Genomic DNA, 16,852 nt, shown 5'->3' on the forward strand with positions numbered 1-16,852 from the left:
CCAGCCTGAGTAGCCCTGCTTCAGCAGCCGTGCCGGAGTGGTGCGGAGGAGCCCTGTCCCGCGTCACACCCGCAATGGTTCCGGGATGTTGGGAAAGCGGTTACCGAGGCGTAGCGGACGGACGCCCGTCACCCCTAGGCTCTGCGCGACCACCACCGAGCACTGCCGGAAGGATTGGCATGCGCATGATTGGCCGAAGAGTGCGGCTCCTGATGCTGGCCGTCTCGGCTCTACTGCTTGCCGCGACAACGATGCCGGCCGCCCACGCCGCCGACCGTGCCGGGGCGACGCTGGCCGAGGTGTCCGGCACCGGCATCCACAACACGTACGACGACAAGTCGGCGTACACCTACCTCGCCGACGCCCTGGACACCGGTACCTCCCTGGTGGAACTGGACGCCTGGGCCAACGTGTTCACCGGCAAGTGGAACGTGAGCCACAGCAACCCGCTCGGCAGCGACAACAACTGCGTCCAGGCGAGCACGGCCGCCGACCTCTACACCGGCAACCGCAACCAGAACCTGGACAGTTGCCTCGACGACATCCGGATCTGGCTGCAGGCCCACCCCACCGGCCACCCGATCATGGTCAAGATCGAGATGAAGAACGGGTTCGACAACGTCCTCGGCATGAACCCGACCTCGTTCGACGCCTACGTCAAGTCCCACCTCGGCAGCGCCCTCTACACCCCCGCCGACCTGCTGACCAAGGGCGACGGCAGCCGCTACCCGGACCTCGACAGCGCCGCCCGCGCGAACAACTGGGCCGGAAACACCGCCCTGAACGGCAAGGCGATCGTGGAGATCATCCCCGGCACCTTCGAGCAGGCCGTCGACCCCGCCTCCACCTGGGTGGACGTCGTCTACGCCCAGCACCTCAAGGACCTGGCCGCCGCCGGGGCCATCGACCAGGCCGCCGTCTTCCCCAGCGTGCTCGGCGCGCAGGCGGTGGACCCGCGCACGCGCTACGGCGACACCACCCTGCGCCCCTGGTTCGTGGTCTTCGACGCGGACGCGGCCGCGTGGGTCGGCGACGGCGACACCCAGTGGTACGACACCAATCACTACCTGACGGTCGTCACCGACGCCTACGACGTGTCGCCCGCCCTCAGCTCGTCCGACCCCTCCCTCGCCGACGCCGGCGCCCGGGTCGCCGAACTCGCTTCGGACGGCGCCTCGTACATCTCCACCGACTGGATCACCGCCCCGGCGAACGGCGTGCTCGGCGAGGTGCTCACCCGTGGCTGACGCCCCGAACTCCCGCACGCTGCTGAGGTTCCTGGCGGCCGGGGTGACGGCTCTCGCCTTCGCCCTGCCCGGCCAACTCGCCCCGTCGGCGCGCGCCGCGACGGCCGTCGCCGACCCGGTGCCGCTGGTCAATCCGTACATCGGCACCGGCTCCAACAGCGACTTCAGCGCCGGGAACACCTTTCCCGGCGCCGACGTCCCGCACGGCATGGTCCAGTGGTCCCCGGACACCACGTCGCGGCCCAAGGGCGGCGGCTACAACTACGCCGATTCCGCCGTCTCCGGCTTCAGCCTCACCCATGTCTCCGGCGTCGGCTGCGACGCGGCCGGGGATCTGCCCATCCTGCCCGTGGTCGGCTCGATCGGCTCCGACCCCGGCTCCACGACGGCGTCGTTCTCCCACGCGAACGAGACGGCGTCACCCGGCTCCTACTCCGTCTCCCTCGGCAACGGCACCGGCGTGGCACTCACCACGACCACGCACGCGGGGATCGGCCAGTTCAGCTTCCCCGCCTCCACCCAGGCCGACCTGCTCCTCAAACTGAACGGCACGCAGACCCCGTACGCCTCCTCGACGCTGAACGTGACCGGTGACGACACGGTGACCGGCTCGGTGACCAGCACCGGCTTCTGCGAGGCCACCAACCCCTTCACGCTCTACTTCGCCCTCAGCTTCGACCACCCCTTCACGGCCAGCGGCGGCTACAGCGGCGGCGAGTACCTCACGTTCGACACCACGAGCAGCCGCACGGTCGAGGCCAGGGTCGGCATCTCCTACACGTCGACGGCCGAGGCGGCCGCCAACCGGGACGCGGAGGTCACCGGCAAGAGCTTCGCCGACGTGAAGTCCGCCGCGGCGACGGCCTGGCGCGACGAACTGTCGAAGATCACGGTGAGCGGCGGCACCAGCGACCAGCAGCACGTCTTCTACACCGCCCTCTACCACGCCTCCCTCTTCCCCAGCGTGGTCAGCGATGCCGACGGCTCCTACCGCGGCTACGACGGCGCCGTGCACACCGTGACCAGCGGCCACCGCGCCCAGTACACCGACTTCTCCAACTGGGACACCTACCGCTCGCAGGCCCAGCTCACCGCGCTGCTCGACCCGTCGGCCGCCTCCGACATGGCGCAGTCGATCGTCAACGACTACCAGCAGGGCGGCACGCTCACCAAGTGGGGCATGAACACCGGCGAGACGCACATCATGGTCGGCGATCCGGCCGTGCCCGTGCTGGCCGACTACTACGCCTTCGGCGCACGCGACTTCGACACCGCCACGGCCCTGTCCGCCATGATCAAGGAGCAGACCACCGACACCGACGTCACCCCTGGCGTGACCTACCTGGACTCGTTCGGCTATCTGCCCACCAACTCGCTGTACGGCTGCTGCCACGAATACGCCACCACCTCCACCCAACTGGAGTACGACACGGACGACTTCGCCCTGTCGGCGTTCGCGGGCGCACTCGGCGACAGCGCGGACCGCAAGAAGTTCCAGGACCGCGCACAGGACTGGCAGAACATCTTCAACACGTCGTCCGGCTACATCCAGCCACGCCACTCCAACGGCCGCTGGATGGACGGTTTCAACGCCAAGCTGATCACCGGCACGTCGAGCAACGACTTCGCCGAGGGCGACGCCTTCACGTATACGCCGATGATCCCCTTCAACGTGGCCAAGCTGGCGTCCCTGGAGGGCGGCGCCTCCTCCCTGGCGTCGTACCTGGACAGCGTGCTCAGCGGCTACCAGGGCCTGGGCAGTGTGATCGGCACCCAGTCCAACATGGGCAACGAACCCAGCATCGGGCTGCCGTGGGAGTACGACTGGGTCGGTGAGCCGTACAGGACGCAGTCCACCGTGCGTGCCGTCCAGGACCAGCTGTGGACCAACGCCGCCGGCGGCGAGCCGGGCAACGACGACCTCGGTGAGATGAGCGCCTGGTACGTCTGGTCCGCGCTCGGCCTCTACCCGGAGACGCCGGGCACCGCCGACCTGGCCCTCGGCAGCCCGCTGTTCACCTCGGCCGTGGTCACGGCGGGCGGGCACACGCTGACCGTCAACGCCCCTGCGGCGTCGGACGGTTCGCCGTACGTCCAGGCCCTGACGCTCAACGGTGGCGCGTGGAACAAGGCCTATGTGCCGGCCTCCTTCCTCGGCTCGTCCGCGGAGCTGGACTTCACCCTCTCCTCGACCGCCGACACCCAGTGGGCGTCGGACACCTCGGCCGCACCGCCCTCCTACGACGGCACCCCGGGCACGGGCGTGGCTCAGCCCGCCGGACCGCTCATCGAGACGGCCACCGGCAAGTGCGTCGACGACGCCGGGGCCGGGACGTCGAACGGCACGGCCATCCAGATCTACACCTGCAACGGCAGCGACGCACAGACCTGGAAGGCCGTCCCCGACGGCACCCTCCAGGTGCTGAACGACTGCATGGACGTCACCGGCGGCGCGACGACCTCCGGCACGAAGATCCAACTCCACACCTGCAACGGCACCGAGGCCCAGCGGTGGCAGCCCGACAGCACGGGTGAACTCGTCAACCCGGTCTCGGGGCTCTGTCTCACCGATGCGAGCGACGGAGCCACGGACAAGACCCGGTTGACCCTCGCCACGTGCACGGGGAGTGCCGGCCAGCGCTGGACCCTGCCGTCCTCGTGAGGCGGATCGTCAGTGGTGTGCGGCGGACGTGGTGGTGTACGGGGACGCGGCGTGCTGGGCGGCGTACAGGAGCGCCGGTTCCATCTTCGGCCAGAAGTAGCTGTCCTGGCAGGAGAACGGCGGTGTGAAGCCGTCGCAGCCGACGCCGTTGCTGTCGCCGATCTCGATGGTGAAGCTGGCGAGGCCGAGCTTGTCGTACGTCCAGTCGTCGGTTCCGCCCGAGGCGTTGTAGAGGATCTCGCCCGCCTGGCCGTACTGGTAGCCGGTCAGCGAGGCCATGTGCGCGGCCAGCGCGCGCAGGGCGGTGTCGTTGCCGGTGTGCACGGTGGAGTCGTACTCCCAGGGGAAGAGCACCATGCTGGCGTCGCTGTGCAGGGTGATCATCATGCCCTTGGTGTCCGACGGCGCCGGGGCGGTGTCGCCCGTGCCGGTGCGGACCGCGGGGAACAGCTCGCGGAAGAGGTTCTCCAGAGCGCTGTTCTCCACCTCGGAGTCGCCCGAGGGACCGTCGTAGGTCTGGTCGCAGGGCGCGCTGGACGTGCCGGAGGTGTTCCAGTGGGTGTCGGCGTTGCGGTTGAGGTCGACGCCGATCTGGCTGTAGGCGCTCACGCCGCATTGGGAGCCGTGCGTGTCGTCGGCGTTCTTGCGCTGGAGGACGGGGTTGTCGCCGCCCGCCGCGACCATGTCGACGCCGTCGGGGTTGGCGTCGGGCACCACCCACATCTCGGTGGTGTCCATCAGCTTGGTGATCGCCGCGTCCTTGCCGTAGCCGCTGGTCAGTGCGTCGATCCAGCGCCACGACATCTCACCGGTCGTCAGTTCGCGGGCGTGGATCTGGCTCATCAGGAAGAACCGCGGCTTGGCCGAGTTCGGGCTGAGCGCGCAGTCGCCCGCCTGGAGTTTGGTGATGCATATCGCCTTGAGGTCGCGGCCGCCGTGCCCGTGCTGTTTGAGCCAGGACTGACCGTACGTCACCACCTTGGCGAGATCGGGGTGTTGGGACGCGGTGTCGTCCAGATGCGAGTACTGCGCGGTGACCGTGTGGTAGCCCCCGTCGAAGGTGTCGCCCGCGGCGGCGCGCGTCCTCGCGGTGGGGGAGGGAACCGCTTCGGTCAGCGTGGTGGCGATGGCGGGGGTGAAGCCGAGCCGCCGCAGTCCGGCCGCGGTGGAGGCGTCGCCGGAGACGAACAGGGCGTTGCCCTGCCGCTTCTCCAGAAGGTCGTACCCGGAGTCGACGAGCCGCTCGGCGTCGGCGAGCGGATTGCGTGTGGGCACACGGTAGATGACGACCGTACGGTGCCCGCCGTGGGCCCGGCCGGTGGTGGTGGCGCGGCCCGCTGTGGCGTCCGCGCCGGTGCCGGCCTGCGCCACCTGCGGCAGCAGGGCCGCGGCGACGATGACGGCACCGGCGGTCAGGCCCGCCAGGCGTTTGTATGCCATGGAGGTGACCTTTCGTGGGGGATGGTCGTTCTCAATATGGCATGTCCATGGCGATAGTGGTACGGGGTGCGCGGCATCGGGCTGTCGGGGCAGGCGTGGAACGAGCCGAGGAGGCAAGGTCGCGTTCTGGGGATCTCCGGGCGCACCGTGGTGCGCCGTGCGGCACCGCTGTTCCACGACGGAACGCCGCGAGCCACGGCCGTGCGCGACCCCGCGTGGTTCCCCGATCTGATTCCGCTCGCCCTGCGCATCCGATGCGAGCCCCACCGGATCAGCGCCATCGCCGCCACGTCGGCACGCCGCCCCGACACGATCCGGGTGGGCGTCCTCGGCGGCGGCGACGAAGTCTGCGCCGTGCTGTTCCTGGCCGGGCCGGACGCCCGCAACACGCTGCTGCTGCGCGCCCCCCACATCCGCCGTCCGGTCGTGGACCTCCCACGTGCTGCTGCGGGTCTTCCCGGCCGGCTTCGACTGGAGCGGCGGTCTGCCGTCGGAGACCGGGCTGACCGGCCAGCGACAGGATGCCCCGGCCGCGCCCACCCGCTCCGCCCTCCAGTCCGTCGCCCAACGGCTGATCGCCGCACTCATCGAGGACGGGCGGGCCCCGTACACCGACCTCGCCCGCCGCCTGGAGGCACATCTGGGCGGCCAGCCCCCCGCTCGCGACCGAAGCCGATCTCGCCCGGCCGGGTATCCGGACCGAGGCAGTGCTGTGGATCGGTGTCGCACCCGGCGGCCTGGAGGAGACGGGCCGACAGCTCAGCCGCCACCCGCAGGTCCGCTTCGTCTCCGCCATCGAGGTCACCCCCCTCCTCACCGGGGTCAAAAGGACCGGCCCGGTCCGGCCGGGCAGTCTCTGAGCGCCAACCGATCCCTGCCGCCCGGTGACTTCACGGCGTCAACGATTCGGAGGCAGACATGACTTCACGCAGACGTCGCACCGTACGCCGTACCGTCGTCGCGGGCGCCGCCCTGGGCGCGGCGGCCGTCGCCGTGCTCGCTCCCGGATCCTGGGCCGGTCAGACTCAGGCTGCCCGGGCGGCGGTGGCGTTCGAACCCCGTGGCCGACGACATCACCGTCGAGGGCGACACGGCACCCGGCCAGGGCATCGGCCTGCGCGGCAGGGAGGTGTCCTTCTCCAACTCCTCGAACGACATCGTGCGTTACGTCCGCTTCCGGGAGGGCACGCTCGACCCGGCGAACGGCAAGGCGAGCCTCGCCCTCGCCAAGGCGAGCGTCATGATCTTCGACCAGGTGTCGGTCGAGTTCGCCAAGCGGGACGACATCGACGCCGTCGGCGCCAGGAACATCACCGTGCAGAACTCGATGGTCGCCGATCCGATCGGACAGCGGTTCGCCGCGCACACCGAGGGCGGACCGTTCACCTGGTTACCACGACGTCTTCGCCGACGCGCACAACCGCAATCCGCCGGACAAGGCCGACACACAGTTCGTGGGCAACGTCGTGTACGACTACCAGGGCGGGTACACGGCCGGGAACTCCGGTGGCACCTTCCAGCGCGACGTGGCCGACAACGCCTTCATCGCGGGACCGGTCACCGGGGCACCGTCGAACGCCTACGACCAGATGGCCCACCAGCAGGTCTGGAACAGCGGCAACATCCGGGACCGCGGCGCCGACGGCAGGCTCGGCGGCACGGCGCCCGGCGTCGGCGCGGGCGCCACCGCCCGTTCCACCCCTGGTCGCCCACCAGCACATCGCCGGGCGCCGCCGCGGGCAGCGCACGAGACGCCTACGCGTACGACGTCACCCAGGTCGGCGACCCGCCCCGGGACGCGGTCGACGCCCTGGTGATCACCGACGTGACCTCCCTCGGCACCGCCGGACGGCTGTGGTCGTCCCAGACCCGGACCGGCCTGGACAACGACGGGTACGGAACCGTCACGGGGTAGTCCGTCTCCTCATCACCGGGTACCGCTCCACATGGCGGACCGGCTACCGGTCTCCCGACGAGGTCGGTTAATGTGCACGATCAGTGACATAAGGGGGACGGAGCAGGCGGAGGACAGGGCTGTGTCGGACGAAGGGCGACTCGTCGCCGGACGCTACCGGCTGGTCGAGCGCATCGGCCGCGGCGGCATGGGCACGGTCTGGCGGGCCGAGGACGTGGTGCTCGCCCGGCAGGTCGCACTCAAGCAGCTCCACACACAGCCCCACCTCTCCGGCGCCGAGGTCGCCACGCTGTACGAGCGGACCCGGCGGGAGGCGCGCAGTGCCGCCCGGGTCGTGCATCCCAACGTGATCGTCGTCCATGACGTCGCCGAGGACGACGGGCGGCCCTGCATCGTCATGGAGTACGTCCCCGCGCCCACGCTCGGCGACGTCCTCAAGGGCGGCCGGACCCTGCCCCCGGCCGAGGCCGCCCGGATCGGCCTCGGCATGATCGCCGCCGTACGGGCCGCGCACACCGCAGGTGTCCTGCACCGCGACATCAAACCCGCGAACGTCCTGCTGGGCGCGGGAGACCGCGTCGTCCTGACGGACTTCGGCATCGCCCGGACCGCCGGGTCCTCGACGCTCACCCAGACCGGGGAGATGGTCGGTTCCATCGACTTCATGGCCCCGGAGCGGATCCGGGGCCAGGATCCCGGCCCCGCCTCCGATCTGTGGTCGTTGGGCGCCACGCTGTACCAGGCGGTCGAGGGGCGCCCGCCGTACCGCCGCGACACCGCCATGGAGACCGCGTACGCCATCGCCGTCGCCCCGCTCGATCCGATGCGACAGGCCGGGCCGCTGACACCGCTCGTCGAGGCCCTGCTGGCGAAGGACCCCGCGGACCGCCCCACGGCGGAACAGACGGAACAGGCCCTGCGAGCCGTCGCGTCCGGCGCCTCGCCCACCAGCACCGCGTCGTCGGCCGACCTCGCCGGCCCCCGGCCCGAGGACACCCGGTACGCGGCCTCCACCGCCCCGGCACGGCATGCGCCGTCCACGCCGTCCGACGGGGACCGGGAGGACTCGGGGGACCCGCACGAAGACCGCCGGGGCCGCGGGCGCCCGCGGCGCGCCCTGGTGCCGGCGGTCACCGCCGTGGTGGTCGCGTCCGCCGCCGCGGCGGCCTTCTACGCCTCCTCGCACGAAGGCGGGGGCAAGGCCGGCGCTCACCGCTCCGGAGGCACCTCGACCGGTACCGCGTCGGCCACGCCCTCGCCCGTACCCGACGGCTACCACCTGGTCCGCGACCAGCGGCTCGGCGTTTCCTTCCCCGTGCCGGACGGCTGGAAGCCGAAGAAGGGGCCGAACGGGGAGGTCACCTACGCCGATCCGACCGGCCTTGCCGGCATCACCGTCGGCATGGTGGACCCGGCCGGCTCGCACCCCATCGAGCACTTCGCGGACATCGAAGCGAACACCAAGGTCAACTACGGCACGTACCGCAGGCTGCGCATGCAGAAGACCACCTTCAAGGGCAAGCCGGCCGCGGTGTGGGAGTTCACCTTCCGCGGCCGCGCCCGCGTCTTCCGCGCCATCGACCTGGGATACGGCACGGCCGGAGGCCGGGAGTACGACATCTACCTGTCGGCCCCGGACGCCCGGTGGGACACGTTCCGCCCCGTCTTCGACCACGTGCGCGACGGGTTCACCGACTGACCGGCGGCCGGGAGCAGACGGCTGCCGCGTCGTCGGAGCCGGAAGACGTCAGCCCAGTTGGCGGGCGACCGCGTCGCGTGCGGCGGGCGGCAGCAGCCGACCCACCCGGGTGAGCAGGCGGTACAGTCCGGGGCCGTGCCGCCTGGCCAGGTCCGCGTTGTGCGCCAGTACGTCGAGTTCGTTGGCGGCCGTGATGGTGAGAAACGCCCGGAGGGTTTCGGCCGACGGCTGGTGCTCGCGGCCCGTGAACCGGTCCCGGAAGACGACCGCCTCGGTGCCGTCGAGGCCGGGGTAGGTGGCGGCGCGGTCGCAGCCGGCGTAGAAGTAGACCAGTTCTTCGGCCTGTTGACCGATCAGCGCGACGAGTGTGGCCCGGTCCGTGACGGGCAGCAGCGTCGGCCCGAAACCGTCCGTTCCGTACGTCGCATGGCACAGACCCGCGGTCTGGACGACGCCGTCCGCTCCCCAGCCGGCCAGCAGCCCGCGCACCCGCTCCAGGTGTTCCAGCAGCGTCCCCCCGGGATGAGGGATCAGCGCGGCTCCCCGATCCCGCAGAAACGCCTCGACCGCTCGCTGTTCACGTTCCGTCAGGTGGTGCCGCCGGGCTGCTGCCATGGGGCCGAGCGTAACGCCGGCGCACGGCGTGGCGCCCCGGCAGCGAGCGTTCCGGCCGGGGCACCACGAGTCGACCGTCGGACGACGGTGCCGCTGTCGTCAGACGACGGTGTTCAGGAGCAGGATGACGCCCAGCGAGGTCAGCGACAGCAGCGTGTGGGAGACGGTCCAGGTGCGGAGCGTGCCGCCCACGGACAGGCCGAAGTACTCCTTGAACATCCAGAACGAGGCGTCGTTGACATGCCCGAGGAACGCGGCGCCCGAGCCGAGCGCCAGGGCGACCAGGGCCGCGTGCGGGGAGTCCAGGTGCTGCGCCAGCGGGCCGACGATGCCGGCCGCCGCCACGGTGGCCACCGTGCCCGAACCGGTCGCCGTGCGCATGAGGGCGGCCACCAGCCAGGCCAGCAGGAGCAGGGAGATGTGCAGATGCTGGGCGGCCTCGCCGATCGCGGCGTTGATGCCGGAGTCCTGCAGCGCCGCGGAGTAGCCGCCACCGGCCCCGACGATCACCAGGACACCGGCGATGGGCGGGAAGGAACGGGACAGCGTCTCCTGGACCTCACGGCGCGAGGAGCCGACGGCCCAGCCGAAAGCGAACAGCGCCACCACAATCGCCGCGAGCAGGGAGATCATCGGCGTACCGAGGAACTCGACGGTGGTCAGGAGAGCGCCGTGCGCCCAGTGGAAGGTGTCGCAGCTCGCCTTGAGCATCATCAGCGCGATCGGCAGCAGGATGGTGCCGACCGTCACGGAGAACCGCGGCGTGCGCCGCCGGCTCCGCGGCTCGCCCTCCTCGCGGACGGCGTCCGTCGGTGCCTCGGGGCGGTCCGTCACGGCGACGCCCGTCGAGGCCGCCGACGCCGGAGCGGAGGCGCGGGCACCGGCCTGCACGTGCGAGCGGGCGTGATCGAGTGCGGCCGTGACGGCGGCGCTCGTCGGCGCGGCGGTGGTGAAGGCCGCCAGTGCCGAGTCGGGGACACGGGCGCCGACCCGCGGCCAGATGTACGCGGTGAACAGCGGCCCGACCACGATGGCGCAGGGGACCGCGACGATCAGGCCGTAGACGAGAGTGAGGCCGATGTCGGCGTGCACCGCGTTGACGGCCACGAGCACCCCGGGATGCGGAGGCACCAGCGCGTGCACGGTGGCCAGACCGGCCATCGCGGGGATGCCGACCCGCAGCACCGGGTAGTCCGCGCGCCGGGCGATCTGGAGGACCAGCGGCACCAGCATCACGAAGCCGACCTCGAAGAACATCGGCAGGCCGACGATGCAGGCGATCGCCGTCACGGCCCAGGGCAGTCGTTTCGGACCGGCGACACGGGTGAGCGTCGCCACGATCTGGTCGATGCCACCGGAATCGGCCATCAGCCGGCCGAGCACGGCTCCCAGGACGATGAGGATGCCGACCTTGCCCATGATGTTGCCGAGGCCGGTGGTGAAGGAATCCGCCGCCTTTTCGACGCCTGCCCCGGACAGCACCGAGACAGTGAGCGCACTCACCATCAGAGCCAGAAAGGCGTGCAGCTTCGCCCAGCTGATGAGGAGGACGACCACCGCGATCGAGATGCCGACCAGTGCGAGCAGCCAGGTGTCGTGGCCGGTCCAGGCCACGGCCGCCGGGGCCGCTTTCGCGGATTGTGATGCCAACGCTGCCATCATGCGCATTCAGCTTTCCCTAATTCCCGGGAACTCCCGTAATCGAATTTCCGGGCACCGTATGTGCAAGCGACGCCGCGTCACCAGGGGTGTAACCGTTGCGTTAATTGAGGGCGACGTAAATCTTTCCGTGCATTCTGCTCGTATTGTGCACGCGGGTCCGCAGAGCGTTCTCCCGGATACCCTGACGTCATGTTCCGCGGTCCCCGTATTGCCACGCAGGCGCTGCTCGCCCAGGTCCTGGCGCTCGTCGTCGTCCTCGGTGCCGGCCTCGCCCTGACGGTGACCCTGCTGCGGAACTCCGCCGAGCAGCAGTACGAGCAGCGCGCCCTCGCGGTGGCCCGGAGCGTCGCCGAGAATCCGGACGTGGCCCGGCGGATCGGCGCCCGCTCGGATCCCGGCGGCGAGGTGGAACACCTCGCGGAGGCGGTACGACGACGCACCGGCATGCTCTTCGTCGTCGTGACCGACCGGCGCGGCATCCGCTGGTCGCACCCGGACCCGGCCGAGGTCGGCAAGGAGGTCAGCACACCGCCCACCGCGTTGAACGGCCGTGAGTCGGTGTCCATCCAGCGCGGCACCCTCGGCACCTCCGCCCGCGCCAAGGTCCCGCTGCGCTCCGCCGACGGAGCCGTGGTCGGCGAGGTCAGCACCGGCGTCCGGGTCACGACGGCACTGGAGGCCGCCGTACCGCTGATCCGTGAGCAGGCCGCGTTCTCGGTCGGTGCCCTGCTCGTCGGCATCGGCGCGGCGGCCCTGCTGACCCGTCGCCTCAAGCGGCAGACCCTCGGCCTGGAACCGGCCGAACTCGCCGAGCTGCTGCGCGAACAGCAGGCCGTGCTGCACGGTGTGGGCGACGGCGTCCTCGCCGTGGACCCCGCGAACCGGATCACGGTGTGCAACGAGGAGGCGGCCCGGCTGCTCGAGGGCCCGGTACGGCCGGGTACCCCGCTCGGCGACGCCGGCCTGCCCGCACCGGTGCACCGCGCGCTGGCGGAACGCCAGGAGCTACGGCAGAGCGTGGCCGTGGTGGGCCGACGGCTGCTCGTGCTGAGCGCGCAGGCGGTCCGGCGCGGCGAGCAGGACCTCGGCCACGTGGTCACGCTGCGGGACCGGACCGAGGTGGACGAGCTGGAGCGCGAGCGGTCCGCGCTGCGCGCTCTCTCCGACGCCCTGCGCGCCCAGGCGCACGAGTACACCAACCGGCTGCACACCCTCTCCGGCATGCTCGCCACCGGCGGCGCCGAGGAGGCACAGGACTACCTGCGCGAACTGGCCGCCGCACCGCTCGCCACCGAGGGCCGCGACGGCGCCCGGCTGGCCGACCCCTACCTGCGCGGACTGCTCGCGGCCAAGACGGCGACCGCCTCCGAACACGGAGTCGAGCTGCGGCTGGATCCGGACTCCTATCTGCCGGGGCGGCTCACCGAGCCGCTGGACGTGGTCAGTGTCGTCGGCAACCTGCTGGACAACGCCGTACGAGCGGCCGAGAGCGGCCATCGGCGTCCTGCCTGGGCGGAGCTGAGCGTGCTGGCCGAGGGCGATACCCTGCACGTGGCCGTGGCCGACAGCGGGGACGGGGTCCGGGCCGAGGACGTCGAACGGCTCTTCAGCCGGGGATTCACCACCCGGGACCCACAGGAGCGGGCAGGGCACGGCATCGGGCTCACCCTGGCCCGCCAGCTCGCGACCAAGCACGGCGGCGAGCTGCGCCTGGGCCAGCCAGGCGGGGACGCACACGGCGCGGTCTTCCTGGCCCGCTTCCCCGCCGTGCTGGAACGGCGGGCCCCGGCGGGCACCGAGGCCGAACACGCGGGAACACAAGGAGGCGAGCAGTGATCCGGGTCCTGGTCGTGGACGACGACTATCGCGTCGCCGAACTGCACGCCCGCTACGTGAACGCGGTCGACGGCTTCACGGTCGCCGGTACGGCCCATTCCGCCGCGAAGGCAGTCGAGTTGAGCCGCGCACTGCGGCCCGACCTGATTCTGCTCGACCTGTATCTGCCCGACCGGCTGGGCACCGACGTGCTGCCCGCGCTGTCGGGCGACGTGATGATGGTGACGGCCGCCGCCGACGCCGCGCAGGTACGGGCGGCGCTGGGACGCGGAGCCATGGGCTACCTCATCAAACCCTTCGACGAGCGCGAGCTGAGGAACCGCCTGGCCGCGTACGCCCGCTTCCACGCCCAGCTGTCCACCGACCGCTCCCTCGCCCAGGACCAGGTGGACCGTGCGCTGCGCGCCCTGCACGGCACGGACCGCACCGTCCGCGCCCGGCCGCCACGGGCCACCCCGACCGGAAAGCTCGTCGCGGACACCGTGGCCTCCCTCGACGGCCCGATCACCGCCAGCGCGCTCGCCGAACGCCTGGGTATCTCGCGCCCGACGGCCCAGCGCTACCTGGCCGACCTCGCCGCGGCCGGCGCGATCCGCATCGAACTGCGGTACGGCGCCGCCGGCCGCCCGGAACACCTCTACTCGTGGAGCGGCGACGACACGGAACCGGACCAGGACTGAGCCCCGCCGCCCTCGCGGCGCGGGGCTGTTCCGATTGCGGTCCGCTCGCGGTCTACTCGGGAGGCGTGGGTGTGTCGTGCGTCCGGTACATCGCCTGCACGTCCAGTTCCAGTTGGACCGTCGGGCCCACCACCGCGATCCCGCGGGCCAGCATGGTGCGCCAGTTCAGGGTGTAGTCCTCGCGGTGCAGCTCCGCCTTGGCCAGGGCCGCGCAGCGCAGCTCCTCGCCGTAACCGCCGTTCACCGTGCCGAGGTAGGTCGTGTCCAGGGACACCGAGCGACTCACGCCGTGCATGGTCAGGGAGCCGTGCAGGGTCCATCTGCTGCCGCCCCGGTAGGCGAAGCGCGTGCCGGCGAAGTCGATGTGCGGGAAGCGCGCGACGTCGAGGAAGTCGGCCGAGCGCAGGTGGCTGTCCCGGGTGTTGTTGCCCGTGGTGATGCTGGACGCGTCGATGCGGACGTGCACGCGGGACCGGGTCATGTCCTGGTCGATGTGGATGCCGCCGTCGAAGCGCTCGAAGCGGCCGTGGACGTGTGCCATGCCGACGTGCTTGGCGATGAAGCGGATGGCCGTGTGCGGCGGGTCGAAGAGCCAGGTGCCGGGCGACGGCAGCTCCAGGGCCTGCGCGGGCTGGAGCCACACGCGCTCGGTGGGCGCGGCCGCACCCGCCACGATCGCGACCGTCTCGCGGTGCGGCCGTAGCCCTTCCGCGGCGATCAACAGGCTGTGCCGGCCGGGCGGCAGCGCCGCGAGGAAGAAGCCGTACGGGTCGGTGGTGCCGCGGGCCACGACGCGGTGCGTGTCCAGCGCGGTGACCGTGACGTCCGCGGCCGCCATGGGCGAGCCCATCGGGTCGACGACCTCGCGGCCCATACCGCCCGCGCCGCTGGGGAGGGAGAGCGAAAGGCCCGCCGCCTCGGCCGGGGCGCCCTTGGGTCGCCGACGCCGGAGCAGTGCCAAGGCCATGATGTTCACCTTTCTCGACGGTTGGCGCAGCCGCGCCCGCCTACGGTCACACCCCCCGTTCGATCGTGCGGCACGCCGCGTGGGCGCGGGTGTCTCAATACGAGACAGTCACGTCCCGCCCCTCGAACGCCGCGCGCAGCACCCCGAGGACTCCTTGCGTCGTGACCGGGCGTGGATTGGCGTACGGCAGGCCCGCAACCTGCTCCGCCGCCATCGTCAAGTCGCCTTCGTCCAGGCCGAGTTCGGCGAGCGAGCGCGGTGCCCCCAGCCCGACCGACAGGTCACGCAGGGCGCGCGGCGTGTCGTCGGTCTCCAGTGCCCTGCCGAGGGCGGCCATCGCCTGCGGCACCGCGGGCGCGTTGTGGGCGAGGACGTACGGGAGCACCACCGTGTGTGTCGCCGCGTGCGGGAGCCCGAACGTGCCGCCGAGCACATGGCACAGCTTGTGGTGCAGGCCCATGGTGGTGGCGCCGAGGCACGCTCCGCAGAGCCACGCCGCGTACAGGGCCCGGCCGCGCGCGTCGAGCCCGGTGGGTTCGGCGGCCAGCCGCGGCAGCGCCTCGGCCATCGCGCGGACACCCTCCCGCGCCATCAGCGAGACCAGTGGCGAGGTGTCCGGGGCGTACAGCGCCTCGACGGCGTGGGCCAGCGCGTTGACGCCGCTGGTCACCGTGAGCGGTACCGGCAGGGAGAGGGTGAGTTCGGGGTCGTAGACGACGCTGCGGGGCTGGACCACCGGGTCGCGGCCGGTGCGCTTGACCCCGTGTTCCGTCAGGCCCCAGACCGGGGTCATCTCCGAACCCGCGTACGTGGACGGCACGGCGATCAGCGGCAGACCGGTGCGCAGCGCGATCGCCTTGCCGAGGCCGATGGCCGAGCCGCCGCCGACCGCGACGCACCCGTCGGCCCCGGCCGCCCGCGCCACCGCGACGGCCCGGTCGGCGACCTCGACCGGAACATGCATCCGCGCCTCGGCGTACAGCCCCGCACAGGCGTCGCCGAGCGCCTCCGCCACCGCCCGGGCGGTGGTCTCACCCCGGCTTCCGCAGACCACCAACAGCCGCCGCAGACCGAGGTGTCGGGCCTCGCCCGGGACTGCGGACACGGCGGCGCCGGCCCGGAAGACGACCCGCACGGGCCGGGTCTCGTACACGAAGTCGGCGGAACCCGTCATGACGCCCGCTCCAGAACGAGATCGAAGCGCGCCTGCCGGAAGGGGTTCGGGACGCCCGACTCCCGGGCCAGAGCCGGGTCGTCGATCCGCGCGAACTCCTGCACCAGACTCCGCTTCACCGCGAACACGGCGTCGGAGTCCAGGTAGTCGCTGCCGGCCACGAAGACGTGTGTGGTGACGGGGGAGTGGCCGTCGGCCGTGACGATGAAGTGGATGTGCGCGGGACGGTAGGCGTGCCGGCCGGTGGCGCGCAGCAGGGCACCGACCGGGCCGTCCGTGGGGATCGGGTAGGGGGCCGGTACACAGGTGCGGAACCAGAACCGGCCTTCCGCGTCGGCCGTGAACAGTCCGCGGCCGTTGCCCGCGGGCTGGACGTCCGGTTGCTGCACGTCGTAGTAGCCCTCGGCGTCCGCCTGCCAGACGTCCAGGACCGCGCCGGGCAGCGGGGAGCCGTCCTGCGAGCGCACCCGGCCGCTGACGACGCACGGCTCGCCGCCGCCCACCAGGTCGATGTCGTCGCCGAGCCGACGGGCGGGCGACTCGGTCAGGTGGAAGGGGCCGAGGACGGTCGACTCGGTGGCGCCGGGGCCGCGGCCGCCGTTGACGGTCTCGACGAGCATGGACAGGCCGAGCACGTCCGACAGCAGGATGAACTCCTGGCGTGTGTCCGTGCAGGTCTGCCCGGTCGCCGTCAGGAAGCCGATGGCCCTCTCCCACTCCTCCTGTGTGAGCCGGGTCTCGCGCACGAAGTCGTGCAGATGGCGGATCAGCCCGCCGAGCAACTCCCGCAGCCGCGGATCGGCCGTCGCGCGCAGACTGGCGACGGCCTCCTCGGTGACGGCCCCTTCGACGATGGTCTCTCCCGCGTCGCTGGTCATACGAGCTCCTTGTCGTCTGCGGCGTTCCACCGCGGCATTGCGCGTTCGGTGTCCACGGTGACTCGCCTTCCCGCCGT

13 protein-coding genes are annotated in these 16,852 nt (G+C 71.6%); 7 read left to right on the forward strand and 6 right to left on the reverse strand.

The features are described 5' to 3' along the window. The first annotated feature begins 185 nt into the window (after window positions 1-185). The gene (locus tag BIV23_RS25185; protein ID WP_342746379.1) at window positions 186-1,247 is read left to right on the forward strand and encodes a PI-PLC domain-containing protein; all 1,062 of its coding nucleotides are present in this window, start codon (window positions 186-188) and stop codon (window positions 1,245-1,247) included. Continuing rightward, on the forward strand, window positions 1,240-3,909 hold the full coding sequence (locus tag BIV23_RS25190; protein ID WP_079173345.1) for a lectin: 2,670 nt from the start codon (window positions 1,240-1,242) through the stop codon (window positions 3,907-3,909). Before BIV23_RS25185 ends, BIV23_RS25190 begins: the two co-directional genes overlap by 8 nt. A gap of 9 nt (window positions 3,910-3,918) precedes the next feature. On the opposite strand, the gene BIV23_RS25195 is transcribed toward BIV23_RS25190, so the two are convergent. After that, a complete protein-coding gene (locus BIV23_RS25195) occupies window positions 3,919-5,349 on the reverse strand; it encodes a M14 family zinc carboxypeptidase (protein WP_071383223.1) in 1,431 nt (476 codons plus the stop codon). Window positions 5,350-6,056: 707 nt separating this feature from the next. On the opposite strand from BIV23_RS25195, the gene BIV23_RS52125 reads away from it, so the two are divergent. The 3 genes from BIV23_RS52125 (at window position 6,057) to BIV23_RS25215 (ending at window position 8,963) form a co-directional block, all read left to right on the forward strand. Continuing rightward, entirely contained in the window at window positions 6,057-6,209 is a 153-nt protein-coding gene (locus BIV23_RS52125) for a hypothetical protein (RefSeq protein ID WP_245790629.1), read from the forward strand. Window positions 6,210-6,409: 200 nt separating this feature from the next. After that, window positions 6,410-7,264, forward strand: a complete 855-nt coding sequence (locus tag BIV23_RS49705) for a hypothetical protein (protein ID WP_143079108.1) — start codon at window positions 6,410-6,412, stop codon at window positions 7,262-7,264. Window positions 7,265-7,385: 121 nt separating this feature from the next. Beyond that, a complete protein-coding gene (locus tag BIV23_RS25215; protein WP_245790630.1) occupies window positions 7,386-8,963 on the forward strand; it encodes a serine/threonine-protein kinase in 1,578 nt (525 codons plus the stop codon). A gap of 48 nt (window positions 8,964-9,011) precedes the next feature. On the opposite strand, the gene BIV23_RS25220 is transcribed toward BIV23_RS25215, so the two are convergent. Together BIV23_RS25220 and BIV23_RS25225 are read right to left on the reverse strand one after the other, a co-directional pair. Continuing rightward, window positions 9,012-9,578 (reverse strand): DUF6817 domain-containing protein, encoded by a 567-nt coding sequence (locus BIV23_RS25220; protein WP_071383228.1) that lies wholly within the window; start codon window positions 9,576-9,578, stop codon window positions 9,012-9,014. Between the two features lie 99 nt (window positions 9,579-9,677). Continuing rightward, a complete protein-coding gene (locus tag BIV23_RS25225; protein ID WP_177240024.1) occupies window positions 9,678-11,228 on the reverse strand; it encodes a GntT/GntP/DsdX family permease in 1,551 nt (516 codons plus the stop codon). Between the two features lie 201 nt (window positions 11,229-11,429). Here BIV23_RS25225 and BIV23_RS25230 point away from each other — a divergent pair, with 201 nt between their 5' ends. Beyond that, window positions 11,430-13,076 (forward strand): sensor histidine kinase, encoded by a 1,647-nt coding sequence (locus tag BIV23_RS25230; protein ID WP_071383230.1) that lies wholly within the window; start codon window positions 11,430-11,432, stop codon window positions 13,074-13,076. Then, the gene (locus BIV23_RS25235) at window positions 13,073-13,756 is read left to right on the forward strand and encodes a response regulator (RefSeq protein ID WP_071383231.1); all 684 of its coding nucleotides are present in this window, start codon (window positions 13,073-13,075) and stop codon (window positions 13,754-13,756) included. The genes BIV23_RS25230 and BIV23_RS25235 overlap by 4 nt, the downstream gene beginning before the upstream one ends. Before the next feature lie 52 nt (window positions 13,757-13,808). On the opposite strand, the gene BIV23_RS25240 is transcribed toward BIV23_RS25235, so the two are convergent. The 3 genes from BIV23_RS25240 to BIV23_RS25250 form a co-directional block, all read right to left on the reverse strand. Next, window positions 13,809-14,723: a YceI family protein gene (locus BIV23_RS25240; protein WP_071383232.1), complete on the reverse strand. Its 915-nt coding sequence runs from the start codon at window positions 14,721-14,723 to the stop codon at window positions 13,809-13,811. A gap of 94 nt (window positions 14,724-14,817) precedes the next feature. Further along, window positions 14,818-15,897, reverse strand: coding sequence for a maleylacetate reductase (locus BIV23_RS25245; protein WP_071383233.1), 1,080 nt, complete (start codon window positions 15,895-15,897; stop codon window positions 14,818-14,820). Then, entirely contained in the window at window positions 15,894-16,775 is an 882-nt protein-coding gene (locus tag BIV23_RS25250; RefSeq protein ID WP_071383234.1) for an intradiol ring-cleavage dioxygenase, read from the reverse strand. The genes BIV23_RS25245 and BIV23_RS25250 overlap by 4 nt, the downstream gene beginning before the upstream one ends. Window positions 16,776-16,852: the final 77 nt, after the last annotated feature.

Origin of the sequence: Streptomyces monashensis, from assembly GCF_001866665.1 — a bacterium.
Classification (GTDB): Bacteria; Actinomycetota; Actinomycetes; order Streptomycetales; family Streptomycetaceae; genus Streptomyces; species Streptomyces monashensis.